This window comes from Chromobacterium sp. CCUG 30098 (genome assembly GCF_059916605.1).
Window position 1 is genome coordinate 500,000 of sequence record NZ_JAUCGS010000002.1, and the last position, 21,183, is coordinate 521,182.

Consider the following 21,183-nt stretch of genomic DNA (forward strand, 5'->3'; position numbering starts at 1 on the left):
GTGCGCCAGCCCTACGACCTCGCCGCCCTCGCCCCCAACGGCATGCGCCGCGGCCGCACCACCGGCAGCTGCGCCACAGCCGCCGCCAAGGCGGCGCTGCTGCTGCTGCTGGACGGCGTGGACGCCGACGAGGTCTTCATCAGCTTGCCGGACCCGGACTTTTACCTGGCGGTGCCGGTGCAAAGCGTGGCCTGGCTGGACGCGGATACTGTCCGCGCCGAAGTGCTGAAGTACGCCGGCGACGACCCGGACAACACCGACGGCGCGACGATCTTCGCCGAGGTAAAAGTAAACGGCAGCGGCGCGCTACGCTTCCTGGCCGCGGCCGGCGTCGGCATGGTCACCCAGCCCGGCCTGCGCATCCCGCCCGGCGAGCCGGCGATCAACCCGGTGCCGCGGCAGATGATGCGGCTGGCGCTGGCCGAGGCGCTGGCCGGCCGGCCCGACCCGGGCTTCGACCTGGCGATAGGCTGCGTCGACGGCGACAAGATCGCCAAGCGCACCTTCAACCCGATGCTGGGCATCGTCGGCGGCATCTCGATACTGGGCACCAGCGGCATCGTCGAGCCGATGTCGCAGGCGGCGTGGATCGCCTCCATCGAGGTCTATGTGCGGGTGGCGCTGGGCGAGCGGCCGCCGGCCATCGCCTTCACCCCCGGCAAGATAGGCCGCGGCTACGCCGCCGACACGCTGGGGCTGGAGAAAAAGCAGGTGGTGCAGATCGCCAACTTCGTCGGCGACTCGCTGGACTTCGCCGAATCGGTGCTGCTCGAACAGGGCCGCATCCTAGACACGCTGTGGGTGCTGGGCCACCCGGGCAAGATCGCCAAGCTGCTGGACGGGGTGTGGAACACCCACTCCGGCAAGAGCGGCATGGCGATGGACGCCGTCGCCGCCGTCGCCGCCGAGCGGGGTTATGCGCCCGAGCTGGTGGCCGCCATCAAACAAGCGAATACCGTGGAGAACGTAGTGCAGATCATGAGCAGCCAGCCGGACGCGCGCGGCTACTGGATGGAAATAGAACGCCGCACCGCGGCGCTGATGGCCGCGAAAGTGCCCAGCGCGCGGCAGGTGGCGGTGCGCCTGTTCAGCATGGACGGCACCCCGCTGGGAGAAGCAGCATGAAACTGGGACGATTGATAGGCATAGGCGTCGGCCCCGGACCGGCCGGCTTGATTCCGGTGGCGGCGCTGGCCGCCTTGCGCGAGGCCGACATCGTCTACCTGCCGCGCGCCACCTCCAGCGACACCTCCGTCGCCCGGCAATGCCTGGTCGGGCTGAATCTGGATGAGGGCCGTTTCCGCGAGATCGAATTCGAGATGAATCCGGACCGCGGCGCGCTGTCCCGCCATTACGGCGCGCTGGCCGAGCGGCTGGCCGCCGAACTGAAAGCCGGCCGGAACGTCGCCTACCTGACCATAGGCGACTCGATGACCTACTCCACCTACGGCTACCTGCTGGCGGCGCTGCGCGAAATGCTGCCGGCGCTGGAGACGCAGACCTTCCCCGGCGTCACCAGCTTCGCCGCCACCGCGTCGGCGCTGTCCTGGCCCTTGGGCGAAGGCAAGGAACGCATCCTGATCCTGCCCTGCCCGGACGAGATGGCCGCGCTGCGGGCCGATATCGACAGCCATGACCTCATCGTGCTGATGAAGATAGGCAAGCGGTTGCCGGACGTGCTGGCGCTGCTGAACGAGATGGGCATCGCCCAGCTGTGCGCCTTCGCCCGCCGCATCGGCCTGCCCGGCGAAGTGCTGTGCGCCGACGTCTCGCAACTGAGCGCAGACGCCAGCGGCTACCTCGCCACCATGCTGATCCGCAAGACAGCCAGAGAAAGACGCCATTCATGAAAGTGTATTTCATCGGCGCCGGCCCCGGCGCCGCCGACCTGATCACGCTGCGCGGCAGCCGCCTGTTGGGCGCGGCGCCCATGGTGCTGTACGCCGGCTCGCTGGTGCCGGCGGAGATGCTGAGCCACTGCCGCCCGGACGCGGAAATCCACGACACCGCCGAACTGAACCTGGACCAGCAGGAAGCGCTGTACCGCCGCGCCCAGGCCGAAGACAAGGACGTGGCGCGGCTGCATTCCGGCGATCCGGCGATCTACGGCGCCACCAACGAGCAGATGCGCCGGCTGGAAGCGCTGGGCATCGCCTACGAAGTGGTGCCCGGCGTGTCCTCCTTCACCGCCGCCGCCGCCGCATTGGGCAGCGAGCTGACCCGGCCCGAGGTGTCCCAGTCCATCATTCTGACCCGCACCAGCGGTCGCGCCAGCGCGGTGCCGGAGACGGAGTCGATCGCCAGCTTCGCCGCCCACCGCGCGACGATGTGCATCTTCCTGTCCGGCCAGCGGCTGAAGCAGACCGTCGCCGACCTGTCGCTGCATTACCCGCCGGATACCCCGGTGGCGCTGGTGCGCCGCGCCAGCTGGCCGGACCAGTCCGTCCATCGCTCCACGCTGGGCCAGATGCTGTCCGAGGTGAAGCAGAAAGACTGGCTGCTGACCACGCTGCTCTTGGTCGGCGCAGCGCTGTCGCGCGAAGGCGGCGTCGAATCCAGCCTGTACGCGGCCGGCTTCACCCACATCTTCCGCGACGGCGACGACCGCCAGACCAAGCGGGCCAGCCTTCAGAAAGAAAAGCAGGCATGAGCCGCGCCGTGTGGCTGGTGCGCGCCGAGGCGCTGCCGCTGGGGCAAAAGCTGGCGGCGGCGCTGGACGCCAGGCTGTACCAGCCGTGGCTGCAAGCCGAGACCGGCGCGCGCGAGCAATTCCGCGCCGCCTTCCATGCGCACAGCCACTGGGTGCTGGTGATGGCCAGCGGCATCGCCGTCCGCTACCTGGACGGCCTGCCGCAAAGCAAGTACAGCGATCCGGCGGTGGTGGTGATGGACGAAGCCGCCCGCTTCGCCATCCCGCTCTTGTCCGGCCATGAAGGCGGCGCCAATCAACTGGCCTACGAGGCGGCGCGGCTGACCGGCGCCATCCCGGCCATCACCACCGCCACCGAAGCGATGAAACCGCTGACGCTGGGCATAGGCTGCCGCCGCGGCAAAAGCGCCGAGGCCATCGAACAAGCGGTTCTGCAAGCCTTGGCCGGCCGGCCGCTGTCCGCCGTGCGCGAAGTGGCGACGATAGACCTGAAGGCCGACGAAGCCGGCCTGCTGGCGTTCTGCGCCCGCCACGCGCTGCCCTTGCGCGTCATCGCCCGCGCCGACGTCGCCGCCCGCGGCTGGACCGGCGCGCCTTCGGATTGGGTGCGGCGGAACGTCGGCGTGGACGGCGTGTGCGAGCCCTGCGCGCTGATCGCCAGCCCCAGGGGCGGGCTGATCGTCCCCAAGACCGCGCGCGACGGGGTGACGGTGGCGGTGGTGGAGGATGCCCCCCTCTCCCCAACCCCTCTCCCGCGAGGGGAGAGGGGCTTGACGCAGTGCGTAGCGCGGGTTGGCCATGCCATACCCGCGAGCGATGCGGCCGACAAAACATGAGCCATCGAAAATGGAATCGCAGGTATTGCCTGGCGTCCAACCCGCGCTACGGACTTACCCGCCACAGGGATTTTCCCACGCGGGGCGCAGCGCACACCTATCCAGCTTTGCAGAAACCATCTGCAAACTAACACCCGACATTGCATAGCCATCATCCATGAATACGAATGAACCCATGACCGGCAAACTCTACCTCGTCTCGGTCGGCCCCGGCCGCGCCGAACTGATTCCCGATCTCGCCCGCCAGGCGCTGGCGGCGAGCGAGGTGATCGTGTCCTACGATCTCTACCTGACCTGGGTGCAACCGTGGATAACCGGCAAGGACATCCGCACCCTGCCGCTGACCCAGGAGCGCGAGCGCGCCCAGCTGGCGCTGGCGGAAGCCCGCGCCGGCAAAACGGTCGCTCTGCTGTCCAGCGGCGACATCGGCGTCTACGCGATGGCCACGCTGGCTTACGAGGACATGCGCGAGGACGATGGCTTCGACGTGCAGCTGATCCCCGGCATCACCTCGGCCAACTCTTGCGCCTCCCTGCTCGGCGCGCCGCTGTCGCACGACTTCGCCACCCTGAGCCTGTCCGACCTGCTGTGCCCGTGGGAATGGATTGAAACCCGCGCCCGCCACATCGCCCAGGCCGATCTGGCGGTGGTGTTCTACAACGTGCAAAGCCGCCAGCGCCAGGAAGGCGTCTACCGCATCCTGGACATCATGCTGCAGCACAAGAAGCCGGAAACGCTGTGCGGCATCGTCCGCAACGCCTACCGCGAGGACCAGGCGGTGGAAATCGTCACCCTGGCCGAGCTGCGCACCCGCCGCTTCGACATGCTGACCAGCATCGTCATCGGCAACCGCTTCACCCGCCGCAAACGCAACTGGATGTTCACCCCGCGCGGCTACTTCAACTGGGACGACACCCAGGACACGGTGAAGGCCGACGCGCTGCCCGCCGGCGCGGCCTGGGTATTCTCCGGCACCAGCGACGGCAACGCGCTGTCCCGCGCCATCGCGGAAACCGGCCGCGCGGTGGTGATCAGCAGCGCCAGCGATTACGGCAGCGAGCAGGCGCAGCAGGCGGCGCCCGGCGTCGCCACCGTCAGCGGCCGGCTGGGCGTGGAGCGCCGCCGCGAACTGCTGTCCGGCAGCCGGGCCAGCGCCATCGTCGACGCCACCCACCCCTACGCCAGCGAGATGTCGCAGCAACTGATGGCACTGGCCAAGGAACTGGCCCTGCCCTATCTGCGCTATGAGCGGCCGGCCAGCGCCAGCGCGCATCCGCTCATTCGCTGCGCCGACAGCGATGCGGCCGCCAGGCTGGCGATGGCTAAAGGAAAACGCGTGTTCCTGGCCACCGGCAGCAAGGAACTGCACCGCTTCGTCGCCGCCGACGCCGGCCGCAAGCATGAATGGTTCGTCCGGCTGGCGCCGGACCCGCAGCACCTGCAACGGGCGCTGGAGCTGGGCATCCCGCGCTCGCGCATCTGCGCGATGCAAGGCCCGTTCTCGCAGGCCGCCAACGAGGCGCTGTGGCGCGACTGGGAAATCGACTGCGTGATCAGCAAGGACGGCGGCGCGGCCGGCGGCTTTGACGCCAAGGCGGCCGCCGCGGCCGCGCTGGGCATCCCCTTCATCGTGATCGACCGGCCACGCTTGGATTATCCGCAGGCCTTCGACGACTTCGCCGGCGTGCTGGCGGCCTTGCCCGCGGGAGAACCCGCATGAGCGCGCCGCGCCTGCCCGTTACCGTGCTGACCGGCTTCCTCGGCGCCGGCAAGACCACGCTGTTGAGCAAATTGCTGGAAAACAATAAGCAGCGCCGGCTGGCCATCCTGGTCAATGAATTCGGCGAGGTGTCGATAGACGGCGGCCTGCTGCGCGGCGACGACGACGCCGGCGTGGAAATCCACGATCTCGCCCAGGGCCTGGTGGCTTACGACGACGACGCCGACTTCCTGCCCACCATGCTGGCGCTGTGGCAGCGCCGCCAGCAGATCGACCACGTGCTGATCGAAACCTCGGGCCTGGCGCTGCCCAGCGCGGTGATGGCCCAGTTGCAAAGCGAGGCGCTGGCGCCCTATTTCGTGCTGGACGCCACGCTGGCGGTGGTCGACACCCCCTTGCTGCTGGCCGGGCATTTCGCGCCGGCCGGCGACGGCGGCAAGGCCGACGCGGTGGCGGGTTTGTTCGAGCAACAACTGGGGCACGCCGACATCGTGGTGCTGAACAAGATAGACGCGCTGTCCGCCGACGCGCTGCTGGCGGCGGAAGACGCCGTGCGCCGGCAAGCGCCGTCGATACGCTTCATCGAACTGGCCTACCAGGCCAAGCTGGACACCCGGCTGACGCTGGGCCTGCACCTGCATGAGGCCGCGCCGGCCGCGCACCGCCATTACGGCCCGGTGGCCAGCATGCCGGGGCTGGCGATGCGGCCGCTGGCCAACCAGGCCTTGCTGGACGGTCACAGCCACGGCGGCCAGGCCGCGCACAGCCATGGACTGTCCACCCACAAGCATTTCCACGAGCAAGACCCGGGCTGGCAATCGTTCATGATCCGCAGCAAGGAAGCGCAAGACCCCGACAAGCTGGCCGCGGCGCTGGAGGCCATCGCCGGCGAGGAGCCGCTGCTCAGAATCAAGGGCTTCGCCGCTTGCGCGGAAGGCCCCGGCCGCTTGCTGGCCCAGGGCGTGCGCAGCCGCATCGAACTCAGCCGCGACGAGACGCTGGCCGCGCCGCGCCAGGCGCAGCTGGTCTTCATCGGCTACCACCCCAGCCGCCCGCGGGTGCTGGCGCTGCTGCGCGACATCACCGGCGCGCACTGGAGCTAGCCGATGAGCGCCTTGGAATTATGCGGCCTGGACTGGTCGCCGGACCCCGCCGTGGCGCCCGAGACCCGGCTGCTGCGCGACATCGCGCTGACGGTGCGGCCCGGCGAATTCGTCGGCGTCATCGGTCCCAACGGCAGCGGCAAGACCAGCACCTTGCGCTGCGCCTTCCGCTTCAACAAGCCGCTGGCCGGCGAAGCCAGGCTGGACGGCGCCGACATCTGGTCTCAGTCCGCCGCCGCCTTCGCCCGCCGCGTGGCGGTGGTGCTGCAGGAATTCCCCGAGGACTTCGGCCTGACCGTGCGCGAAGTGGCGGACATGGGCCGCATTCCGCACCAGTCGCTGCTGCGCGGCGGATCGCCGGCAGATCACGCCATCGTCGACGAGGCGCTGGCCCAGGTGGGACTGACGGCGCAGCAATACCAGCCCTTCGCCACCCTGTCCGGCGGCGAGAAGCAGCGCGCGCTGTTGGCGCGGGCGCTGGCGCAGCAGCCCGAGCTGCTGATCCTGGACGAACCCACCAACCACCTGGACCTGCGTCACCAGCTATCGCTGCTGCGCCTGGTGCGCCGGCTGGGCATCGCCGCCGTCGCCACCCTGCACGACCTGAACCTGGCGGCCGCCTTCTGCCACCGCCTGTACGCGCTGAAGGCCGGCCGCATCGTCGCCAGCGGCGCGCCGGAAACCGTCTTGACGCCCCGGCTCCTGGCCGAGGTGTTCGGCGTGCGCGCGCTGGTGGACCGCCACCCGCAAGCCGGCCACCCCCGCATCACTCTGTTGGAAGAAGAAAACCTATGAAACTGAATCCGCCTTCGCTCATCGCCTGCGGCCTGGCCGCGCTGCTGGCCTCCCAGGCCCACGCCAGCGCCTACCCGCTGACCGTGGACAGCTGCAACCGCAAGGTCGTCTTTCAGCGCGCGCCGCAGCGCGCGGTCAGCCACGACATCAATCTGACCGAGATGATGGTGGCGCTGGGCCTGCAGAACCGCATGGTCGGCTATACCGGCATCAGCGCCTGGAACAAGTTGAACGCGCCGTTGAAACAGGCGCTGGGCAAGCTGCCGGAACTGGCCGGCGACTACCCCTCGTCGGAAGCGCTGCTGGCCCGCAACGCCGACTTTTTCTTCGCCGGCTGGAACTACGGCCTGCGCGTGGGCGGCCCGGTGACGCCGGCCTCGCTGGCGCCCTTGGGCATCAATGTCTACGAGCTCAGCGAATCCTGCGCCCATGTGATGAAACGCCCGGCGGCGAGCCTGGACGACGTTTATCGCGACATCCATAATCTGGGCCGCATCTTCGACGTGGAGCCGCGCGCGCAAAAAGTGGTGGCCGAGATGCGCGCCAAAGTGGACGCCGTCGCCGCCCGCGTCGCCAAACGCAAGGCCACGCCGTCGGTCTTCGTCTACGACAGCGGCGAGGATCGCCCCTTCAGCGCCGGCCGGCTGGCGATGCCCGACGCGCTGATCCAGGCCGCCGGCGGCCGCAACATCCTGAACGACGTCAACGCCAGCTGGACCCGCGTCGACTGGGAAACCGTGGTGGCGCGCAATCCGCAAGTGGTCGTGATCATCGACTACGGCAAGGTCACCGCCCAGCAAAAGATCGCCTTCCTGCAGAAACACCCGGCGCTGAACAAGATGGCGGCGGTGCGCGACAAGCGCTTCATCGTGCTGCCCTACGACAGCGCCACGCCCGGCATCGCCAACGCCGACGCCATCAGCGCGCTGGCGCGCGGCCTGCACCCGGAAGTCTTCGCCAAGTGATCCGCGCCATCGCCAACCGTCCGCCGGCCTGGCCCTTGCTGAGCCTCTTGCTGGCCCTGCTGGCGCTGTCGCTGCCGCTGGCCTCCGGCCTGGGCGCCGCGCCGGTTGAATTCGCCGTCAGTTCCAATGTGCTGCTACACCAGCTGGGCCTGCCGGTGGAACCGGCCTGGCAGCCGGGCCAGGATCTGATCATCTGGCAGCTGCGGCTGCCGCGCGTGCTGCTGGGCGGCATGGTCGGCGCCGGCCTGGCCTTGGTGGGCGCGGCCTTGCAGGCCACCACCCGCAACCAGCTGGCCGATCCCCACCTGTTGGGCGTCAGCTCCGGCGCCACGCTGGGCGCGGTGACGGTGCTGCTGTTCAGCGGCAATGTGCTGGGCGGCGCCACCCTGCCGCTGGCCGCCTTCACCGGCGCCTTGCTGGCCACCCTGCTGGTCACCGGCATCGCCGTGCGCCAGCGCCGCTTGCAGGCCGAGCGTCTGCTGCTGGCCGGCGTGGCTGTGTCCTTCCTGCTGATGGCCCTGGCCAATCTGATGCTGTATCTGGGCGACCACCGCTCGGCCTCGGCCGTGCTGTTCTGGATGCTGGGCGGCCTGGGCCAGGCGCGCTGGGAGCTGCTGCCGGCGCCGCTGGCCGCGCTGTGCCTGGGCCTCGCCGCCTTGCTGACCGTGGCGCGGCCGCTGAACGCCCTGATGGCCGGCGAGCAGACCGCGGTCACGCTGGGCATACGCGTGACCCGGCTGCGGCTGGCGGTGTTCGCCGCCTCCTCGCTGCTGACCGGCACCATGGTCGCGGTCAGCGGCGCGATAGGCTTTGTCGGCCTGATGATCCCGCATATCGCCCGCCGTTGCGTCGGCGCCGACCACCGCCGCCTGCTGCCGGCCTGCGCGCTATTGGGCGCGCTGTTCCTGATCTGGGTGGACGCCGCCGCGCGCACCCTGATCGCGCCGGAAGACATCCCGGTGGGCGTCGGCACCGCCGCCGTCGGCGGCGCCTTCTTTATCTGGCTGCTGCGCCGCTGACGGCGCCGGCCCCACACAAGGACGACACGATGAAAACCGATCCGGCTTCCCACCAGCGCATGACCGAGAAGCGCAAGGCGGGCTTTGAAAAGAAAAAGGCCGCCGCCACCGGCGAAAAAGGCCTGCTCATCGTCAACACCGGCACCGGCAAGGGCAAGAGCAGCGCCGCCTTCGGCATGGGCTTGCGCGCCGTCGGCCACGGCATGCGCCTGGGCGTGGTGCAGTTCATCAAGGGCGCGCTGCATACCGCCGAGCGCGATCTGCTGGGCGGCTTCGACAACTGCGACTTCCATACCATGGGCGAAGGCTATACCTGGAACACTCAGGACCGCGAGGCCGACATCGCCACTGCGCGCAAGGGCTGGGAGCAGGCGCTGGCGATGCTGGGGAGCGAGGACTACGACATGGTGATCCTCGACGAATTGAACGTGGTGCTGAAGTACGAATACCTGCCGCTGGACGAAGTGCTGGCCGCCTTCGCCGCCCGGCCGGCGATGCAGCACGTGGTGGTCACCGGCCGCCATGCGCCGGAAGCCTTGCTTGAGGCGGCGGATCTGGTCACCGAAATGCGCTTGGTCAAACACCCCTACCGCGAGCAAGGCATCAAGGCGCAACGCGGGGTGGAGTTCTGATGACGTCCTTGCGCTGCCCGGCGCTGTTCCTGACCGCCCCCGCCTCGCACCAGGGCAAGACCACGCTGACGGCGGCGCTGGCCCGCCATCACCGCAATCAGGGCCGCCGGGTCCGCGTGTTCAAGACCGGGCCGGACTTCCTCGATCCCTATGTGCTGGAGCGGGCCAGCGGCCACACCGTCTATGGCCTGGACTTGTGGATGAACGGCGAGGACGATTGCCGTGCCCGCCTGTACAAGGCCGCCGCCGAGGCCGACCTGATCCTGATCGAGGGCAGCATGGGCTTGTTCGACGGCACGCCCAGCAGCGCCGATCTGGCCGCCCTGCTCGGCGTGCCGCTGGCGGCGGTGATAGACGCCGCCGGCATGGCGCAGAGCTTCGCCGCCGTCGCCCACGGTCTGGCCAGCTTCCGCCCCGGCCTGGCCTTTCACGGTTTTATCGCCAACCATGTCGCCAGCGATCGCCACGCCGAAATGCTGGCCCAGCAGTTGCCGGCCCATCTGCCCTTGCTGGCCGCGCTGCGCCGGGACGAGGCGGCGCGGCTGCCGGAGCGTCATCTGGGCCTGGTGCAGGCGCAGGAGATCGCCGACCTCAACGTGCGTCTCGAGCGCATGGCGGGCCAGATCGCCGCCACCGCCTTGGCCGCGCTGCCGCCGGCGGTGGCCTTTCCCCCCGCCGCGCCCGCCGAGCCGCCGAAACTGCTGGCCGGCCGGCGCATCGCCATCGCCCGCGACGCCGCCTTCGCCTTTGTCTACCCGGCCAATCTTGAAACGCTGCTCCAGCTGGGCGCGGAGCTGCGCTTCTTCTCGCCGCTGACCGACACGGCATTGCCGGACTGCGACGCCGTCTACCTGCCCGGCGGCTATCCGGAGCTGCATCTGGACACGCTGTCCGCCAACACCGCGCTGAAAGCGGGGCTGCATGGACATATAGCGGCCGGCAAGCCGCTATACGCCGAGTGCGGCGGCATGCTCTATCTGCTGGAACGGCTGACCAACCGCGACGGCGACAGCGCGTCTATGCTGGGCCTGCTGCCCGGCCAAGCGGTCCTTCAAGACAGGCTATGCGGGCTGGGACTTCAGCAAATGACCTTCCCCGGCGGCGCGCTGCGCGGCCACACCTTCCACTACACCCGGCTGGACACGGCGCTGGAGCCGATCGCCCGCGCCGCGCGCGCCAGCGGCGCCGGAACCGGCGAGGCCTTGTACCGCAGCGGCAGCCTGTTGGCCAGTTATTTCCACGCCTATTTCCCGTCCAACCCCCGCGCCGCGGCAAGCCTGTTTCTGCCCTGAACCGTTGCCTGAGCCCTTGCCCGCGATCCGAGACGCGACCGGCCCGCCCTCATGACTTGCCTTGCTCCCAGGTCTCCCACCACGACAAGACCTTGGCGGCCGGCATCGGCTTGGCAATGCTGAAGCCCTGGGCCAGGCAGCAACCCAGTTGCATCAAGACCGGCCAATACTTTTTACGCTCAACGCCTTCGACAATGAAGTCAATGGCGCGGCTTTGGCAGAAGACCGCCATGCACTGAATCAAGGAGGCGTTGAAGGAGCCCGGCTCCAAGTCCTGCGCAAACGCCTTGTCCAGCTTGATCTCGGTGATGGGGCAGCTTTTCAGATAGGTAAAGGAGGTGAAGCCCGCGCCGAAGTCGTCTATCGACAAGGACACGCCCTGAGCGTGCAGTTGTTCTATCATTTCCTTGGCCTTGACCGGGTTGATGACCAGCGCGGTTTCCGTCAACTCCAGCACCAGCAGGCTGGGCGGAACCTTGTAGAGCGCCAGCCGCGCCATCACTTCTTCGACAAACCGATTGTCCTCCAGCATGCGCGCGGAAATGTTCACCGCCACCTTGAATGGCTTTTGTCGCTGGCTGATCCAGCTTTGTTGCTGGGACAGCACCAGCTCCAGCGTCAGATAAGTGAAACGGCTCAAGAGATTGCATGACTCCAGCGTGGGCATGAAATCGTCGGGGTTTACCCGGCCTTGCGCCGGGCTGTTCCATCTGACCAGGGCTTCGAAACCCACCACCTCTTCGGTATCCAGCCTGACCTTGGGCTGATAATGCATTTCCAGCTCGCCTTGCTGGATCGCCCGGGTCAATTGCGTGATCAGGGCCTGGGTGGTTTGCCCCGCCTTGGGCCAGGGCTTGTCGTTTTCTCCCGCGTACAAGGCGACGGCGCCCAGATGGCTCTTGGCCTGATACATCGCGATATCGGCGCGGGACAGCAATTGGGCGGGATCGCAGCCGTGCTGCGGGCACATCGCCACGCCGAAGGACGCGCCTATCGACAAGGCGTGCTCGCCCACCAGAATGGGCGCGTCCAGCGTATGGCCCACTTTTTCCGCCATGGCCAGCGCGCATTCCGCGCTATCCACTTCCAGCAGCAAGGCGGCGAATTCGTCGCCGCCCAGGCGCGCGATGGTGTCCGAGCCGCGCAGCAGGGTGGCGAAACGCGCCCCCACCTCCCGCAGCACCAAATCCCCGGCCTGATGGCCCAGCTTGTCGTTGACCTCCTTGAAGCGGTCCAGGTCTATCATCAGCACGGCGAACGGCAGTTGATTGCGAGCGTGCAAGGCGCACAGCTGATCCAGGCGGTCGAGAAACAGATTGCGGTTGGGCAGATCGGTCAGCGAGTCGTACAGGCTGCGGTGCTGCAGCAGCTGTTCGGTTTCGCGCAGCTTGGCCTGTATCGCCGCCACCCGCACGCCGTCGCTGATGGTCTGGCGCAGGCGGTCCTCGGTCAGTTCGAACTTGGGCAGGTATTCGTAAACGCCCAGCTTGATCGCCTCGGCGGCGATGCGCTCATTGCCGGTGCCGGTGACCGCCACGATCAGACAGGATTGGTTGCGTTGCTGGATGGACGGCACCAGTTCGCGGCCGTCGCCGTCGTCCAGCTTGAAGTCCAGAAACACAAAGTCGAACAACTCCCGGCCCAGCAGCTTCAAGGCGCTGGCCTTGGAGTCCGCTTCTAGAATCTGGGAGCACAGGGCGTTTCGGTGCAGCAGGCGGATGATGCGCTCGCGGTCGACGTCGTCGTCGTCCACCACCAGCACGCTGACTTGCGGCGGCGTTTCCAACAGGCATTCGACGTCGTCGATCATCTTGATTACCGGGCGGGTAAAACCACGGACTGGGCGTAGGAGTGCAGCAGCTCCATCAGTTTCACGAACTGCGGGCCCACGGCGGACTTCATCATATAACCCGCCACGTTTTCCTCGTAGGCGCGCATGCGGTCCGCGTCCCGCGAGGAGGTGGTCAGCACGAAGATCACCGAGTTGCGCAGCTGGCTGTCCGCGCGGATGGTTTCCAGGAATTGAAAACCGTCCATGCGCGGCATATTGAGATCCAGCAGGATCAGAAAGGGGCTGGTGATCCGCTTGCTGTCATGCGCGCCGCGCAGGATTTGCAAGGCCTCCAGGCCATCGCAGGCGGTGACCATCTTGCATTCAAGCCCTTGACGGCGCACGCCGCGCAAGACGCCCTCAATGGCCACGTCGTCGTCGTCCACCAGCAAAACCGTGATATCGCTTGCTACCGCCACGCTTGCCATCATCCCACCTCCTTGAGCGGAAACCGCGGCCAGCGGATGCGGAAACAGGCGCCGCCCAGCGTGCCGTGTCTATCCAGCACCACCGTGCCGCCATTGCTATTGACCATGCGACGCGTCACCGCCAGCCCCACTCCATGCCCCTCCGCCTGGCTGCTGGCGCGGTGAAACAGCTTGAAAATGCGTTCTTCCGAGCCTGGCGGCACGCCTACGCCGTCGTCTTCCACCGTGAACAGATTGAAGCGCCCGTCCTCTTCCACCGCGATGCGGATCACGCCCTTGCCGCCGCCGTGATGCTTGCAGGCGTTGGACAGCAGATTGCGGATCGCCAGCGACAGCGGCGTGCGCGCGGCGGGAAACGGCCGGGCCTTGATTTCCACTTCCACTTGAAAGCCCGGGGGGATATCGAGCAGCTCCAGGGTCTCGCGCACCAGCAGGCCGGGATCGACTTCCTCGACGCGCTCGTCCTGGCGCCCGGCCCGCGCGTACTCCAGCAAGTCTTCTATCATGCGTTCGGCGCGGGCGATGCGTTCCTCGGCGCGGACAAAGTTTCTCTCGATGTCCGCGCTCAACTGGGACGGGTCTAGGTCTTCGCGTATCCAGGAGATCAGGTCGGCAATGCCGCGCAAAGGCGAGCGCAAATCATGGGAGGCCACATAGGTGAACTCCTCCAGCTGGGCGTTGGCCTGTTGCAGCGTCTCCTCAAATTTCTTGCGTAGGGAGATGTCGGTGATCGCGGCCAGCACCAGCCGCTCTCCTTCCGTTTCCAGCGGGGTCAAGCCCACTTCCACCGGGAATTCGCTGCCGTTCTTATGCTGGGCCAGCAGATCGCGCCCCGATCCCATCGCCCGGACTTCCGGCGCCTTGGCGAAGGCGGCCCGCAAAGCCGGGTGGCCCTGCCGCACGCGTTGCGGCAGCAGCACCTCCACTGGCTGGCCGGTCAACTCTCCCGGCGAGTAGCCGAACAGGGCGTCCAGCGCCTGGTTGGTCATTGAGATCTTGCCGTCCGCGCCCGCCATCAGCAGGCCGATGGGCAGCGAGGCCACCACCTTGGCGAAGCGATGCTCCAGCCGGCGCCGCGGCGTGATGTCGCTGACAAAGGCCACCGCGCAGATTTCATCTTCGTGCGGCATGGAGCCGAGGCCGATTTCAATGGGAAACTGGCGGCCATCCGCATGCTGGGCGAACAGCTCGCGGCCGCTGCCCATGGTTCTGGGCGTGGGATGGGAGAAAAACAGCTGGCGAAAATCGAGATGGCGTTCGCGGATATCGGCCGGCAGCAACATTTCCACCGCCTGGCCCAGCAATTGGGCCTTGCTGTAGCCAAACATATTCTCCAGCGCGCTGTTGACGTAGAGCATGCGGCCGTCGGCCGCCACCACCAGCACGCCCACCGGAGCGGCCTCCACCACGGAGGCCAGCCCGGCATTGCCGGAAGCGCCGGCGGGCGCCCTTTCCGGAAATTTGAACGACATGACAGCCTGCTTTCGCCTATGTCTTATTGCTGTAGGTTTAGCATAGGGTTTTCCGCCGCGCAGTTAATTCTGATGTCCTATCCGCGTCGTTCTCGCCGCACTGCTCACACCGCCAGCAGCGCCAGTTCCGCCGCGGCCTCGCGCAGCACCGGCAAGATGCGCAACAGCAAATCCTCGCGGCTGACGCGCGCCGCCTGCACCCCCACATTGATGGCCGCCGCGGCGCGGCCGTCGGCGCCGATGATGGGCACGGCGATGGAGCGCAGGCCGATTTCCAGCTCCTGATCGATGATGGCGTAACCCTGCTCCGCCACCCGCGCCAGTTCCGCCTCCAGCGCCGGCCGCTCAATCAGGGTGTGCGGCGTGTGCCGGACCAGCCGCGCCCGGTCCAGCAAGAGGGCGAGTTCCGCGGCGGGCAGCCGGCTCAGCATCGCCCGGCCCATCGAGGTGCAGACCGCCGGCAGGCGGCTGCCGATGTCCAGATCCACCGTCATGATGCGGCTGGTGAAGGCGCGCGCGATGTAAAGGATGTCGTCGCCGTCCAGAATGGCGATGGAACTGGATTCGTTGACGCTGCTGCTGACGTGGCGCAACACCGGCTGGCCGGCGCGCGCCAGCGGCGTGGAGCCCAGATAGGCGTGGCCCAGCGCCAGGATGCGCGGCCGCAAGGCGAAATGCCGGCCGTCCTCGCTGTCCACGAAACCCAGCTTGGCCAGGGTGTACAGGCAGCGCCGCACCGCCGCGCGCGGAATGCCGGTGCGCTGGCTGATCTGCGAGGTGGACAGCAGGCGGCGCTGCGCCGAGAACGCCTGAATCACCGCCAGGCCGCGCGCCAGCGAGGCCATGTAATTGGGATCGCCGCTGAAGTTCTCTTCCACGCCCTCCTCGGCCGCCGCCTCTTGCCACTGTTGCATCTTGTCACCTTTTATCGTCGTTGAGCGATCACCGCACACTATTGCGATCATCGTATTGACCCTGCGGCAGGCCGGCAAGCATGCTGAATGCGCGATTAAAAACATATCGTTCGATAATCGCACAAACTCCTTTCCATTCATGGCTGCATGCAGCCCGCAAAGGACAGTCGATGATAGATAAAACGGTAAGCTCGGCCGCAGCCGCCATTGCCGACATCCACGACGACGCCACGGTGATGATCGGCGGCTTCGGCGTCGCCGGCCAGCCGGCGGAGTTGATAGACGCGCTGATAGACCACGGCGCGCGCAATCTCACCATCGTCAACAACAACGCCGGCAACGGCGAGGCCGGCCTGGCCGCGCTGCTGCGCGCGCGCCGGGTGCGCAAGATCGTCTGCTCGTTTCCGCGCCAGGCGGATTCCCAGGTCTTCGACGCGCTCTACCGCGCCGGCGACATCGAACTGGAACTGGTGCCGCAGGGCAATCTGGCCGCCCGCATCCAGGCCGCCGGCGCCGGCCTGGGCGCCATCTTCACCCCCACCGGCTACGGCACCCTGCTGGCGGAAGGCAAGGAAACCCGCCGCATCGCAGGCCGCGACTATGTGCTGGAATACCCGATCCACGCCGACTTCGCGCTGATCAAGGCCTGGCGCGGCGACCGCTGGGGCAATCTGCAATACCGCAAGGCGGCGCGCAATTTCGGCCCCATCATGGCCGCCGCCGCGCGCCAGACCATCGTCCAGGTGGGGCAGTTGCTGCCGCTGGGCGAAATGGACCCGGAAACCGTGGTGACGCCGGGCATCTTCGTTCACAAGCTGGTCTGCGTCGCCGGCCAGCCCATGCAAGGAGGCCGGCATGCATAAGCGACTGGACCGCGAACAGATGGCGGCGCGGGTGGCCCGCGACATCCCCGAGGGCGCTTACGTCAACCTGGGCATAGGCCTGCCCACCCGGGTGGCCAACTATCTGCCGCCGGAACTGGACATCTTCCTGCACAGCGAGAACGGCCTGCTGGGCATGGGCCCGGCGCCGGAACCCGGCCAGGAGGATCCGGACCTGATCAACGCCGGCAAGGAGCCGGTCACCCTATTGCCCGGCGGCTGTTTCTTCCATCACGGCGACTCCTTCGCCATGATGCGCGGCGGCCATCTGGACATCTGCGTGCTGGGCGCCTTCCAGGTGTCGCGGCGCGGCGATCTGGCCAACTGGCACACCGGCGCGGCGGACGCCATCCCGGCGGTGGGCGGCGCGATGGACCTGGCCATCGGCGCCAAGCGGGTCTTCGTGATGATGGAGCATCTGAACAAGCAGGGAGACTGCAAGCTGGTGGAAGCCTGCAGCTACCCGCTGACCGGCGTCGGCTGCGTGCACCGGGTGTATACCGATCTGGCGGTGATCGACCTCCGCGACGGCGAGCTCTTGGTGCGCGAATGCGTGCCCGGCCTGGATTTCGCAGAACTAGAGCGGCTGACGCCGCTGCCCCTGACCGACGCCCGCCAAGGAGAGACGCCATGAGCCAGGCCTATATCTGCGACGCCATCCGCACCCCTTTCGGCCGCTACGGCGGCGGCTTGTCCTCCCTGCGCGCCGACGATCTGGCCGCCCTGCCGCTGAGCGCGCTGCGACAACGCAATCCGGGCGTGGACTGGGACTTACTGGACGACGTGCTCTACGGCTGCGCCAACCAGGCCGGCGAGGACAACCGCAACGTGGCGCGCATGGCCGTCTTGCTGGCCGGCCTGCCGCCGTCCACGCCGGCCTGCACCGTCAACCGCCTGTGCGGCTCCAGCCTGGACGCCATCGGCCAGGCCGCGCGCGCGCTCAAGAGCGGCGAGGCCGAGCTGATGATAGCCGGCGGCGTGGAAAGCATGAGCCGCGCGCCCTATGTGATGGGCAAGGCGGACAGCGCCTTCGCCCGCAATCTGCGCATCGAGGACAGCACCATGGGCTGGCGCTTCGTCAACCCGCTGCTGCGCGAGCGCTACGGCGTGGACTCGATGCCGGCAACCGCGGAAAACGTGGCCGAGCAATTCCGCATCTCGCGCGCGGATCAGGACGCCTTCGCGCTGCGCAGCCAGCTGCGCGCCGCCGCGGCGCAGGAGGCCGGCCGGCTGGACGACGAATTGATGGAAGTGACGATTCCGCGGCTCAAGGGCGAGCCGCTGCGTGTTGTCCGCGACGAACATCCGCGCGCCACCTCGCTGGAGGCGCTGGCCCGGCTCAAGGGCGTGGTGCGGCCCGAGGGCAGCGTCACCGCCGGCAACGCCTCCGGCATCAACGACGGCGCGGCCGCCTTGCTGCTGGCCAATGAGGCCGCGCTGCAGCGCCATGGACTGACGCCGCGCGCGCGGGTGCTGGCCATGGCCTGCGCCGGCGTGGAGCCGCGCATCATGGGCTTCGGCCCGGCGCCGGCGATACGCAAGGTCTTGGCCCTGGCCGGGTTGCGCCTGGAACAGATGGACGTGATCGAGCTGAACGAGGCCTTCGCCGCCCAGGCGCTGGCGGTGCTGCGCGAACTGGGCTTGCCGGACGACGCCGAACACGTCAACCCCAACGGCGGCGCCATCGCCCTGGGCCATCCGCTGGGCGCCAGCGGCGCGCGGCTGGCGGCCACGGCGCTCTATCAGTTGCAGCGCGGCGGCGGCCGCTACGCCTTGTGCAGCATGTGCATAGGCGTGGGGCAAGGCATCGCGCTAATCATGGAGCGCGTCTGAACGCCGGTTAAGATGTCGCGGCGGGACGCCGCCCCCGCGGTTTTGAAATCCCAGGCATAGATAAGGAGATTCGCCATGCCCATGCTGAAACTCGGCACGCACGCGCTGCACTACCAAGTGGACGGGCCGGCCGGCGCGCCGGCGCTGCTGCTGTCCAACTCGCTTGGCACCACGCTGGAAATGTGGCGGCCGCAACTGGCGGCGCTGAGCCGGCACTACCGCGTGCTGCGCTACGACGCGCGCGGCCACGGCGGCAGCGGCGTCGGAGCCGTTCCGCCCCGGCTGGCCGACCTCGCCGGCGACGCGCTGTCCTTGCTGGACGCGCTGGACATCGAGCGCGCTCATTTCTGCGGCATTTCGATGGGCGGCCTCACCGGCCTATGGCTGGGCGCCCACGCGCCGGAACGCCTGCGATGCCTGGTGGTCAGCAATAGCGCCGCCAAGATAGGCGCAAGCGAAGCCTGGCGGCAACGCGCCGCCCAGGTGCGCGGCGGCGGCCTGGCCGAACTGGCCGCCAGCGCGCATCAACGCTGGTTCAGCGCCGACTTTTGCGCCCAGGCGCCGGACATCGTCGAGCAGGCGCGCGCCTGGCTGGCGGCCACCGCGCCGGACGGCTACGCCGCCTGCTGCGAGGCGCTGGCCGACGCCGACCTGCGCGCGGACTTGCCGCGCATCGCCGCGCCCGCGCTGCTGATCGCCGGGCTGCTCGATCCGGTGACCACAGTGGCTGAGGCGGAAGCCATGGCCGCGGCGATGCCGAACGCCCGCCTGACGCGGCTGCCCGCCTCCCATCTGTCCAATCTGGAAGCGCCGCTCGCCTTCGAGCGGGCCTTGCTGGACTTTCTGGACGCGGCCTGAGCCGTCCAATTGTTCAGCCGGCCGCGCCTAGCCGCAGGCCTTCCAGCAAGGGTTCCAGCGCGTCCAGCGTCTGGGCCAGCGCCTCCGCCGGCCGCTCGGCGCCGGACGCCCAGCCGGCGCCTTCCACCAGCGCGCCGTTGATCAGCCGCGCCAGCGCCTGCGGGTCGGCGCGGCGGATCAGGCCGGCGTCCATCAAGGCGCGCAAACGCTCGGCGATATTGCTCACGCACTGCCGCTGGCCGGCCTGCGCGTACTCCGCGCCCAGCGCCGCCGGCGCGTCGCGCAACAGAATGCGCTGCGCCTCCGGCTGGGTGGCCGCTTGCAGATACGCGCGGCAGCGGCGCTTGAAGCCCTGCCACGGGTCCGCCGCCTCGCGCTCCGCCAGCGCCAGGCCGGCCTCGATCTCGGCGTCCAATTCTTGGGCCACCGCCAGCAACAGGCCTTTCTTGTCGCCAAAGTGGTGGTAGAGCGCGCCGCGGGTCACGCCGGCCGCGGCGGTCAGCTCGTCCATCACCGTGGCCGCATAGCCGTCGGCGCCAAAGCTGCGGCGCGCGGACAGCAACAGCCTGCGCCGGGTTTCCTCCATGGCTTCGCTGCGTGTTTTGCTCATCATTCCGCTCCCCTGTTTCCGCATTGGCCGTCGCGCCGCTGTTGACATACGGCGCGTATGTCAATTAGTTTAGCATACGTCGCGTATATTAAAACAGCGGACCAGGCGAGATCAGCGCCGTCCGCCACAAGGAAACCCGATGGCCAACCCCTACCTCAGCCTGTTCTCCCACCCCGGCAGCCTGGCCTTCTCCGCCGCCGCCTGGGTGGCGCGCATGCCCATTTCCATGACCGGCATCGGCATTATCACCATGTTGTCGCAAACCTCGGGCTCCTACTGGCTGGCCGGCGCCGTCGCCGCCACCTTCACCTTTTCGATGGCGCTGCTGGCGCCGCAGGTGTCGCGGGCGGTGGACCGCTACGGCCAGCGCCGGGTCTTGCCCGCGGCCACCGCGCTCAGCGTGGCGGCGATGCTGTCGCTCCTGTTCTGCAGCTGGGCGCAATGGCCGGCCTGGACGCTGTTCGTCTCCGCCGCCTTCGCCGGCTGCATGCCCAGCATGTCGGCGATGGCGCGCGCGCGCTGGACCGAGATTTACCGCGGCACGCCGCGCCTGCACACCGCGTTTTCGCTGGAATCGGTGCTGGACGAGGTCTGCTTCATCGTCGGCCCTCCCATCGCCGTGGGCCTGAGCGTGGCGGCGTTTCCGCAGGCCGGCCCGCTGCTCGCCGCCGTCTTGCTGGCCGTCGGCGTCGCCGCCTTCTGCGCGCAAACCGGCACCGAACCGCCGGTGCACCCCGGAACCCAAGAACGGCGCGGCTCCGTCGCCGCCCTGGCCGGCATGCGGGTGCTGATCTTCGCCCTGGTGGCGCTGGGCGCCATCGCCGGCGCCGTGGACGTGATCAGCGTCGCCTTCGCCCAGCAGCAGGGGCAGCCGGCGGCGGCCAGCATCGTCTTGTCGGTGTACGCGATAGGCTCTTGCCTGGCCGGCCTGCTGTTCGGCGCGCGCAAGGCCAGCATGCCGCTGGCGCGGCTCTTCGTCTGGGCGGCCGCCGCCACGGCGCTGGCCACCCTGCCCTTGCTGCTGGTCTCCAATCTATGGATGTTGAGCGCCGGCGTCTTGCTGGCCGGCGTGTTCTTCGCGCCCACCATGATCGTGGCCATGGGCTTGGTGGAGGAGATGGCGCCGCCGGCGCAACTGACCGAGGGCCTGACCTGGCTGATCACCGGCCTCGCCAGCGGCGTGGCGCTGGGCGCGGCGGCGACGGGATGGGTGGTGGACCATATCGGCGTGCGCGCCGGTTTCGGCGTGACCCTGGCCGCCGGCGCGCTGATGGCCGTGATCGCGCTGGCCGGGCAGCGCCGGATAGCCCGCTCTTTGCAAGAGAAAACGGCCTAGGCCGCCGG

General features: G+C 68.4%; 20 protein-coding genes and 1 pseudogene. 16 read left to right on the top strand and 5 right to left on the bottom strand.

From position 1 onward, the window contains the following. From cbiD to QUG03_RS08010, 11 genes and pseudogenes are all read left to right on the top strand, one after another. On the top strand, window positions 1-1,125 hold the full coding sequence (gene cbiD / locus QUG03_RS07960; protein WP_500819796.1) for a cobalt-precorrin-5B (C(1))-methyltransferase CbiD: 1,125 nt from the start codon (window positions 1-3) through the stop codon (window positions 1,123-1,125). Continuing rightward, the gene (cobI, locus tag QUG03_RS07965; protein ID WP_500819797.1) at window positions 1,122-1,850 is read left to right on the top strand and encodes a precorrin-2 C(20)-methyltransferase; all 729 of its coding nucleotides are present in this window, start codon (window positions 1,122-1,124) and stop codon (window positions 1,848-1,850) included. The genes cbiD and cobI overlap by 4 nt, the downstream gene beginning before the upstream one ends. Beyond that, the gene (cobM, locus tag QUG03_RS07970) at window positions 1,847-2,650 is read left to right on the top strand and encodes a precorrin-4 C(11)-methyltransferase (protein WP_253314338.1); all 804 of its coding nucleotides are present in this window, start codon (window positions 1,847-1,849) and stop codon (window positions 2,648-2,650) included. The genes cobI and cobM overlap by 4 nt, the downstream gene beginning before the upstream one ends. Further along, window positions 2,647-3,486, top strand: coding sequence for a cobalamin biosynthesis protein (locus tag QUG03_RS07975; RefSeq protein WP_500819798.1), 840 nt, complete (start codon window positions 2,647-2,649; stop codon window positions 3,484-3,486). The genes cobM and QUG03_RS07975 overlap by 4 nt, the downstream gene beginning before the upstream one ends. 175 nt (window positions 3,487-3,661) lie before the next feature. Further along, window positions 3,662-5,206, top strand: a complete 1,545-nt coding sequence (cobJ, locus tag QUG03_RS07980) for a precorrin-3B C(17)-methyltransferase (protein WP_500819799.1) — start codon at window positions 3,662-3,664, stop codon at window positions 5,204-5,206. Further along, window positions 5,203-6,309 carry a CobW family GTP-binding protein gene (locus QUG03_RS07985; RefSeq protein WP_500819800.1) on the top strand — a complete coding sequence of 369 codons (1,107 nt, stop codon included), beginning with the start codon at window positions 5,203-5,205 and terminating at the stop codon, window positions 6,307-6,309. The genes cobJ and QUG03_RS07985 overlap by 4 nt, the downstream gene beginning before the upstream one ends. A gap of 3 nt (window positions 6,310-6,312) precedes the next feature. Then, a pseudogene (locus QUG03_RS07990) lies at window positions 6,313-6,846 on the top strand (ABC transporter ATP-binding protein); the annotation flags it as partial. A gap of 254 nt (window positions 6,847-7,100) precedes the next feature. After that, entirely contained in the window at window positions 7,101-8,069 is a 969-nt protein-coding gene (locus QUG03_RS07995; protein ID WP_486637185.1) for an ABC transporter substrate-binding protein, read from the top strand. Further along, window positions 8,066-9,088, top strand: a complete 1,023-nt coding sequence (locus QUG03_RS08000) for a FecCD family ABC transporter permease (RefSeq protein WP_227108425.1) — start codon at window positions 8,066-8,068, stop codon at window positions 9,086-9,088. The genes QUG03_RS07995 and QUG03_RS08000 overlap by 4 nt, the downstream gene beginning before the upstream one ends. 29 nt (window positions 9,089-9,117) lie before the next feature. After that, window positions 9,118-9,720 carry a cob(I)yrinic acid a,c-diamide adenosyltransferase gene (cobO, locus tag QUG03_RS08005; protein ID WP_231163386.1) on the top strand — a complete coding sequence of 201 codons (603 nt, stop codon included), beginning with the start codon at window positions 9,118-9,120 and terminating at the stop codon, window positions 9,718-9,720. Next, a complete protein-coding gene (locus tag QUG03_RS08010; protein ID WP_500819801.1) occupies window positions 9,720-11,012 on the top strand; it encodes a cobyrinic acid a,c-diamide synthase CobB in 1,293 nt (430 codons plus the stop codon). Before cobO ends, QUG03_RS08010 begins: the two co-directional genes overlap by 1 nt. Window positions 11,013-11,061: 49 nt before the next feature. On the opposite strand, the gene QUG03_RS08015 is transcribed toward QUG03_RS08010, so the two are convergent. From QUG03_RS08015 to QUG03_RS08030, 4 genes are all read right to left on the bottom strand, one after another. Continuing rightward, window positions 11,062-12,822: a putative bifunctional diguanylate cyclase/phosphodiesterase gene (locus QUG03_RS08015; RefSeq protein ID WP_488877554.1), complete on the bottom strand. Its 1,761-nt coding sequence runs from the start codon at window positions 12,820-12,822 to the stop codon at window positions 11,062-11,064. A 5-nt stretch (window positions 12,823-12,827) separates the two neighbouring features. Beyond that, window positions 12,828-13,274, bottom strand: coding sequence for a response regulator (locus QUG03_RS08020; protein WP_227108433.1), 447 nt, complete (start codon window positions 13,272-13,274; stop codon window positions 12,828-12,830). Continuing rightward, on the bottom strand, window positions 13,271-14,743 hold the full coding sequence (locus tag QUG03_RS08025) for a sensor histidine kinase (protein WP_500819802.1): 1,473 nt from the start codon (window positions 14,741-14,743) through the stop codon (window positions 13,271-13,273). The genes QUG03_RS08020 and QUG03_RS08025 overlap by 4 nt, the downstream gene beginning before the upstream one ends. 104 nt (window positions 14,744-14,847) lie before the next feature. Beyond that, window positions 14,848-15,657, bottom strand: a complete 810-nt coding sequence (locus QUG03_RS08030) for an IclR family transcriptional regulator domain-containing protein (protein ID WP_107800039.1) — start codon at window positions 15,655-15,657, stop codon at window positions 14,848-14,850. A gap of 170 nt (window positions 15,658-15,827) precedes the next feature. Here QUG03_RS08030 and QUG03_RS08035 point away from each other — a divergent pair, with 170 nt between their 5' ends. The 4 genes from QUG03_RS08035 (at window position 15,828) to pcaD (ending at window position 19,229) form a co-directional block, all read left to right on the top strand. After that, window positions 15,828-16,520, top strand: coding sequence for a 3-oxoacid CoA-transferase subunit A (locus QUG03_RS08035; protein WP_227108439.1), 693 nt, complete (start codon window positions 15,828-15,830; stop codon window positions 16,518-16,520). Beyond that, a complete protein-coding gene (locus QUG03_RS08040; RefSeq protein ID WP_253314345.1) occupies window positions 16,513-17,172 on the top strand; it encodes a 3-oxoacid CoA-transferase subunit B in 660 nt (219 codons plus the stop codon). The genes QUG03_RS08035 and QUG03_RS08040 overlap by 8 nt, the downstream gene beginning before the upstream one ends. Then, window positions 17,169-18,371, top strand: a complete 1,203-nt coding sequence (gene pcaF, locus QUG03_RS08045) for a 3-oxoadipyl-CoA thiolase (RefSeq protein WP_500819803.1) — start codon at window positions 17,169-17,171, stop codon at window positions 18,369-18,371. The genes QUG03_RS08040 and pcaF overlap by 4 nt, the downstream gene beginning before the upstream one ends. A gap of 75 nt (window positions 18,372-18,446) precedes the next feature. Then, window positions 18,447-19,229: a 3-oxoadipate enol-lactonase gene (pcaD, locus tag QUG03_RS08050; RefSeq protein WP_500819804.1), complete on the top strand. Its 783-nt coding sequence runs from the start codon at window positions 18,447-18,449 to the stop codon at window positions 19,227-19,229. 13 nt (window positions 19,230-19,242) lie between these two features. Here pcaD and QUG03_RS08055 read toward each other — a convergent pair whose 3' ends face one another. Continuing rightward, complete coding sequence (locus tag QUG03_RS08055) at window positions 19,243-19,839, bottom strand: TetR/AcrR family transcriptional regulator (protein ID WP_199225903.1); 597 nt, start codon at window positions 19,837-19,839, stop codon at window positions 19,243-19,245. 139 nt (window positions 19,840-19,978) lie between these two features. Between QUG03_RS08055 and QUG03_RS08060 the strand changes: the two genes are divergently transcribed. Continuing rightward, complete coding sequence (locus tag QUG03_RS08060; protein ID WP_500819805.1) at window positions 19,979-21,175, top strand: MFS transporter; 1,197 nt, start codon at window positions 19,979-19,981, stop codon at window positions 21,173-21,175. The last annotated feature ends 8 nt before the right edge of the window (window positions 21,176-21,183 follow it).

What these genes read in the sequence shown, in the direction of transcription:
- cobI (WP_500819797.1), top strand. Translation starts at nt 1,122, where the DNA reads ATGAAACTGGGACGATTGATAGGCATAGGCGTCGGCCCCGGACCGGCC.
- cobM (WP_253314338.1), top strand. Translation starts at nt 1,847, where the DNA reads ATGAAAGTGTATTTCATCGGCGCCGGCCCCGGCGCCGCCGACCTGATC.
- QUG03_RS07975 (WP_500819798.1), top strand. Translation starts at nt 2,647, where the DNA reads ATGAGCCGCGCCGTGTGGCTGGTGCGCGCCGAGGCGCTGCCGCTGGGG.
- cobJ (WP_500819799.1), top strand. Translation starts at nt 3,662, where the DNA reads ATGACCGGCAAACTCTACCTCGTCTCGGTCGGCCCCGGCCGCGCCGAA.
- QUG03_RS07985 (WP_500819800.1), top strand. Translation starts at nt 5,203, where the DNA reads ATGAGCGCGCCGCGCCTGCCCGTTACCGTGCTGACCGGCTTCCTCGGC.
- QUG03_RS07995 (WP_486637185.1), top strand. Translation starts at nt 7,101, where the DNA reads ATGAAACTGAATCCGCCTTCGCTCATCGCCTGCGGCCTGGCCGCGCTG.
- cobO (WP_231163386.1), top strand. Translation starts at nt 9,118, where the DNA reads ATGAAAACCGATCCGGCTTCCCACCAGCGCATGACCGAGAAGCGCAAG.
- QUG03_RS08010 (WP_500819801.1), top strand. Translation starts at nt 9,720, where the DNA reads ATGACGTCCTTGCGCTGCCCGGCGCTGTTCCTGACCGCCCCCGCCTCG.
- QUG03_RS08015 (WP_488877554.1), bottom strand. Translation starts at nt 12,822, where the DNA reads ATGATCGACGACGTCGAATGCCTGTTGGAAACGCCGCCGCAAGTCAGC.
- QUG03_RS08020 (WP_227108433.1), bottom strand. Translation starts at nt 13,274, where the DNA reads ATGATGGCAAGCGTGGCGGTAGCAAGCGATATCACGGTTTTGCTGGTG.
- QUG03_RS08025 (WP_500819802.1), bottom strand. Translation starts at nt 14,743, where the DNA reads ATGTCGTTCAAATTTCCGGAAAGGGCGCCCGCCGGCGCTTCCGGCAAT.
- QUG03_RS08030 (WP_107800039.1), bottom strand. Translation starts at nt 15,657, where the DNA reads ATGCAACAGTGGCAAGAGGCGGCGGCCGAGGAGGGCGTGGAAGAGAAC.
- QUG03_RS08035 (WP_227108439.1), top strand. Translation starts at nt 15,828, where the DNA reads ATGATAGATAAAACGGTAAGCTCGGCCGCAGCCGCCATTGCCGACATC.
- QUG03_RS08040 (WP_253314345.1), top strand. Translation starts at nt 16,513, where the DNA reads ATGCATAAGCGACTGGACCGCGAACAGATGGCGGCGCGGGTGGCCCGC.
- pcaF (WP_500819803.1), top strand. Translation starts at nt 17,169, where the DNA reads ATGAGCCAGGCCTATATCTGCGACGCCATCCGCACCCCTTTCGGCCGC.
- pcaD (WP_500819804.1), top strand. Translation starts at nt 18,447, where the DNA reads ATGCCCATGCTGAAACTCGGCACGCACGCGCTGCACTACCAAGTGGAC.
- QUG03_RS08055 (WP_199225903.1), bottom strand. Translation starts at nt 19,839, where the DNA reads ATGAGCAAAACACGCAGCGAAGCCATGGAGGAAACCCGGCGCAGGCTG.
- QUG03_RS08060 (WP_500819805.1), top strand. Translation starts at nt 19,979, where the DNA reads ATGGCCAACCCCTACCTCAGCCTGTTCTCCCACCCCGGCAGCCTGGCC.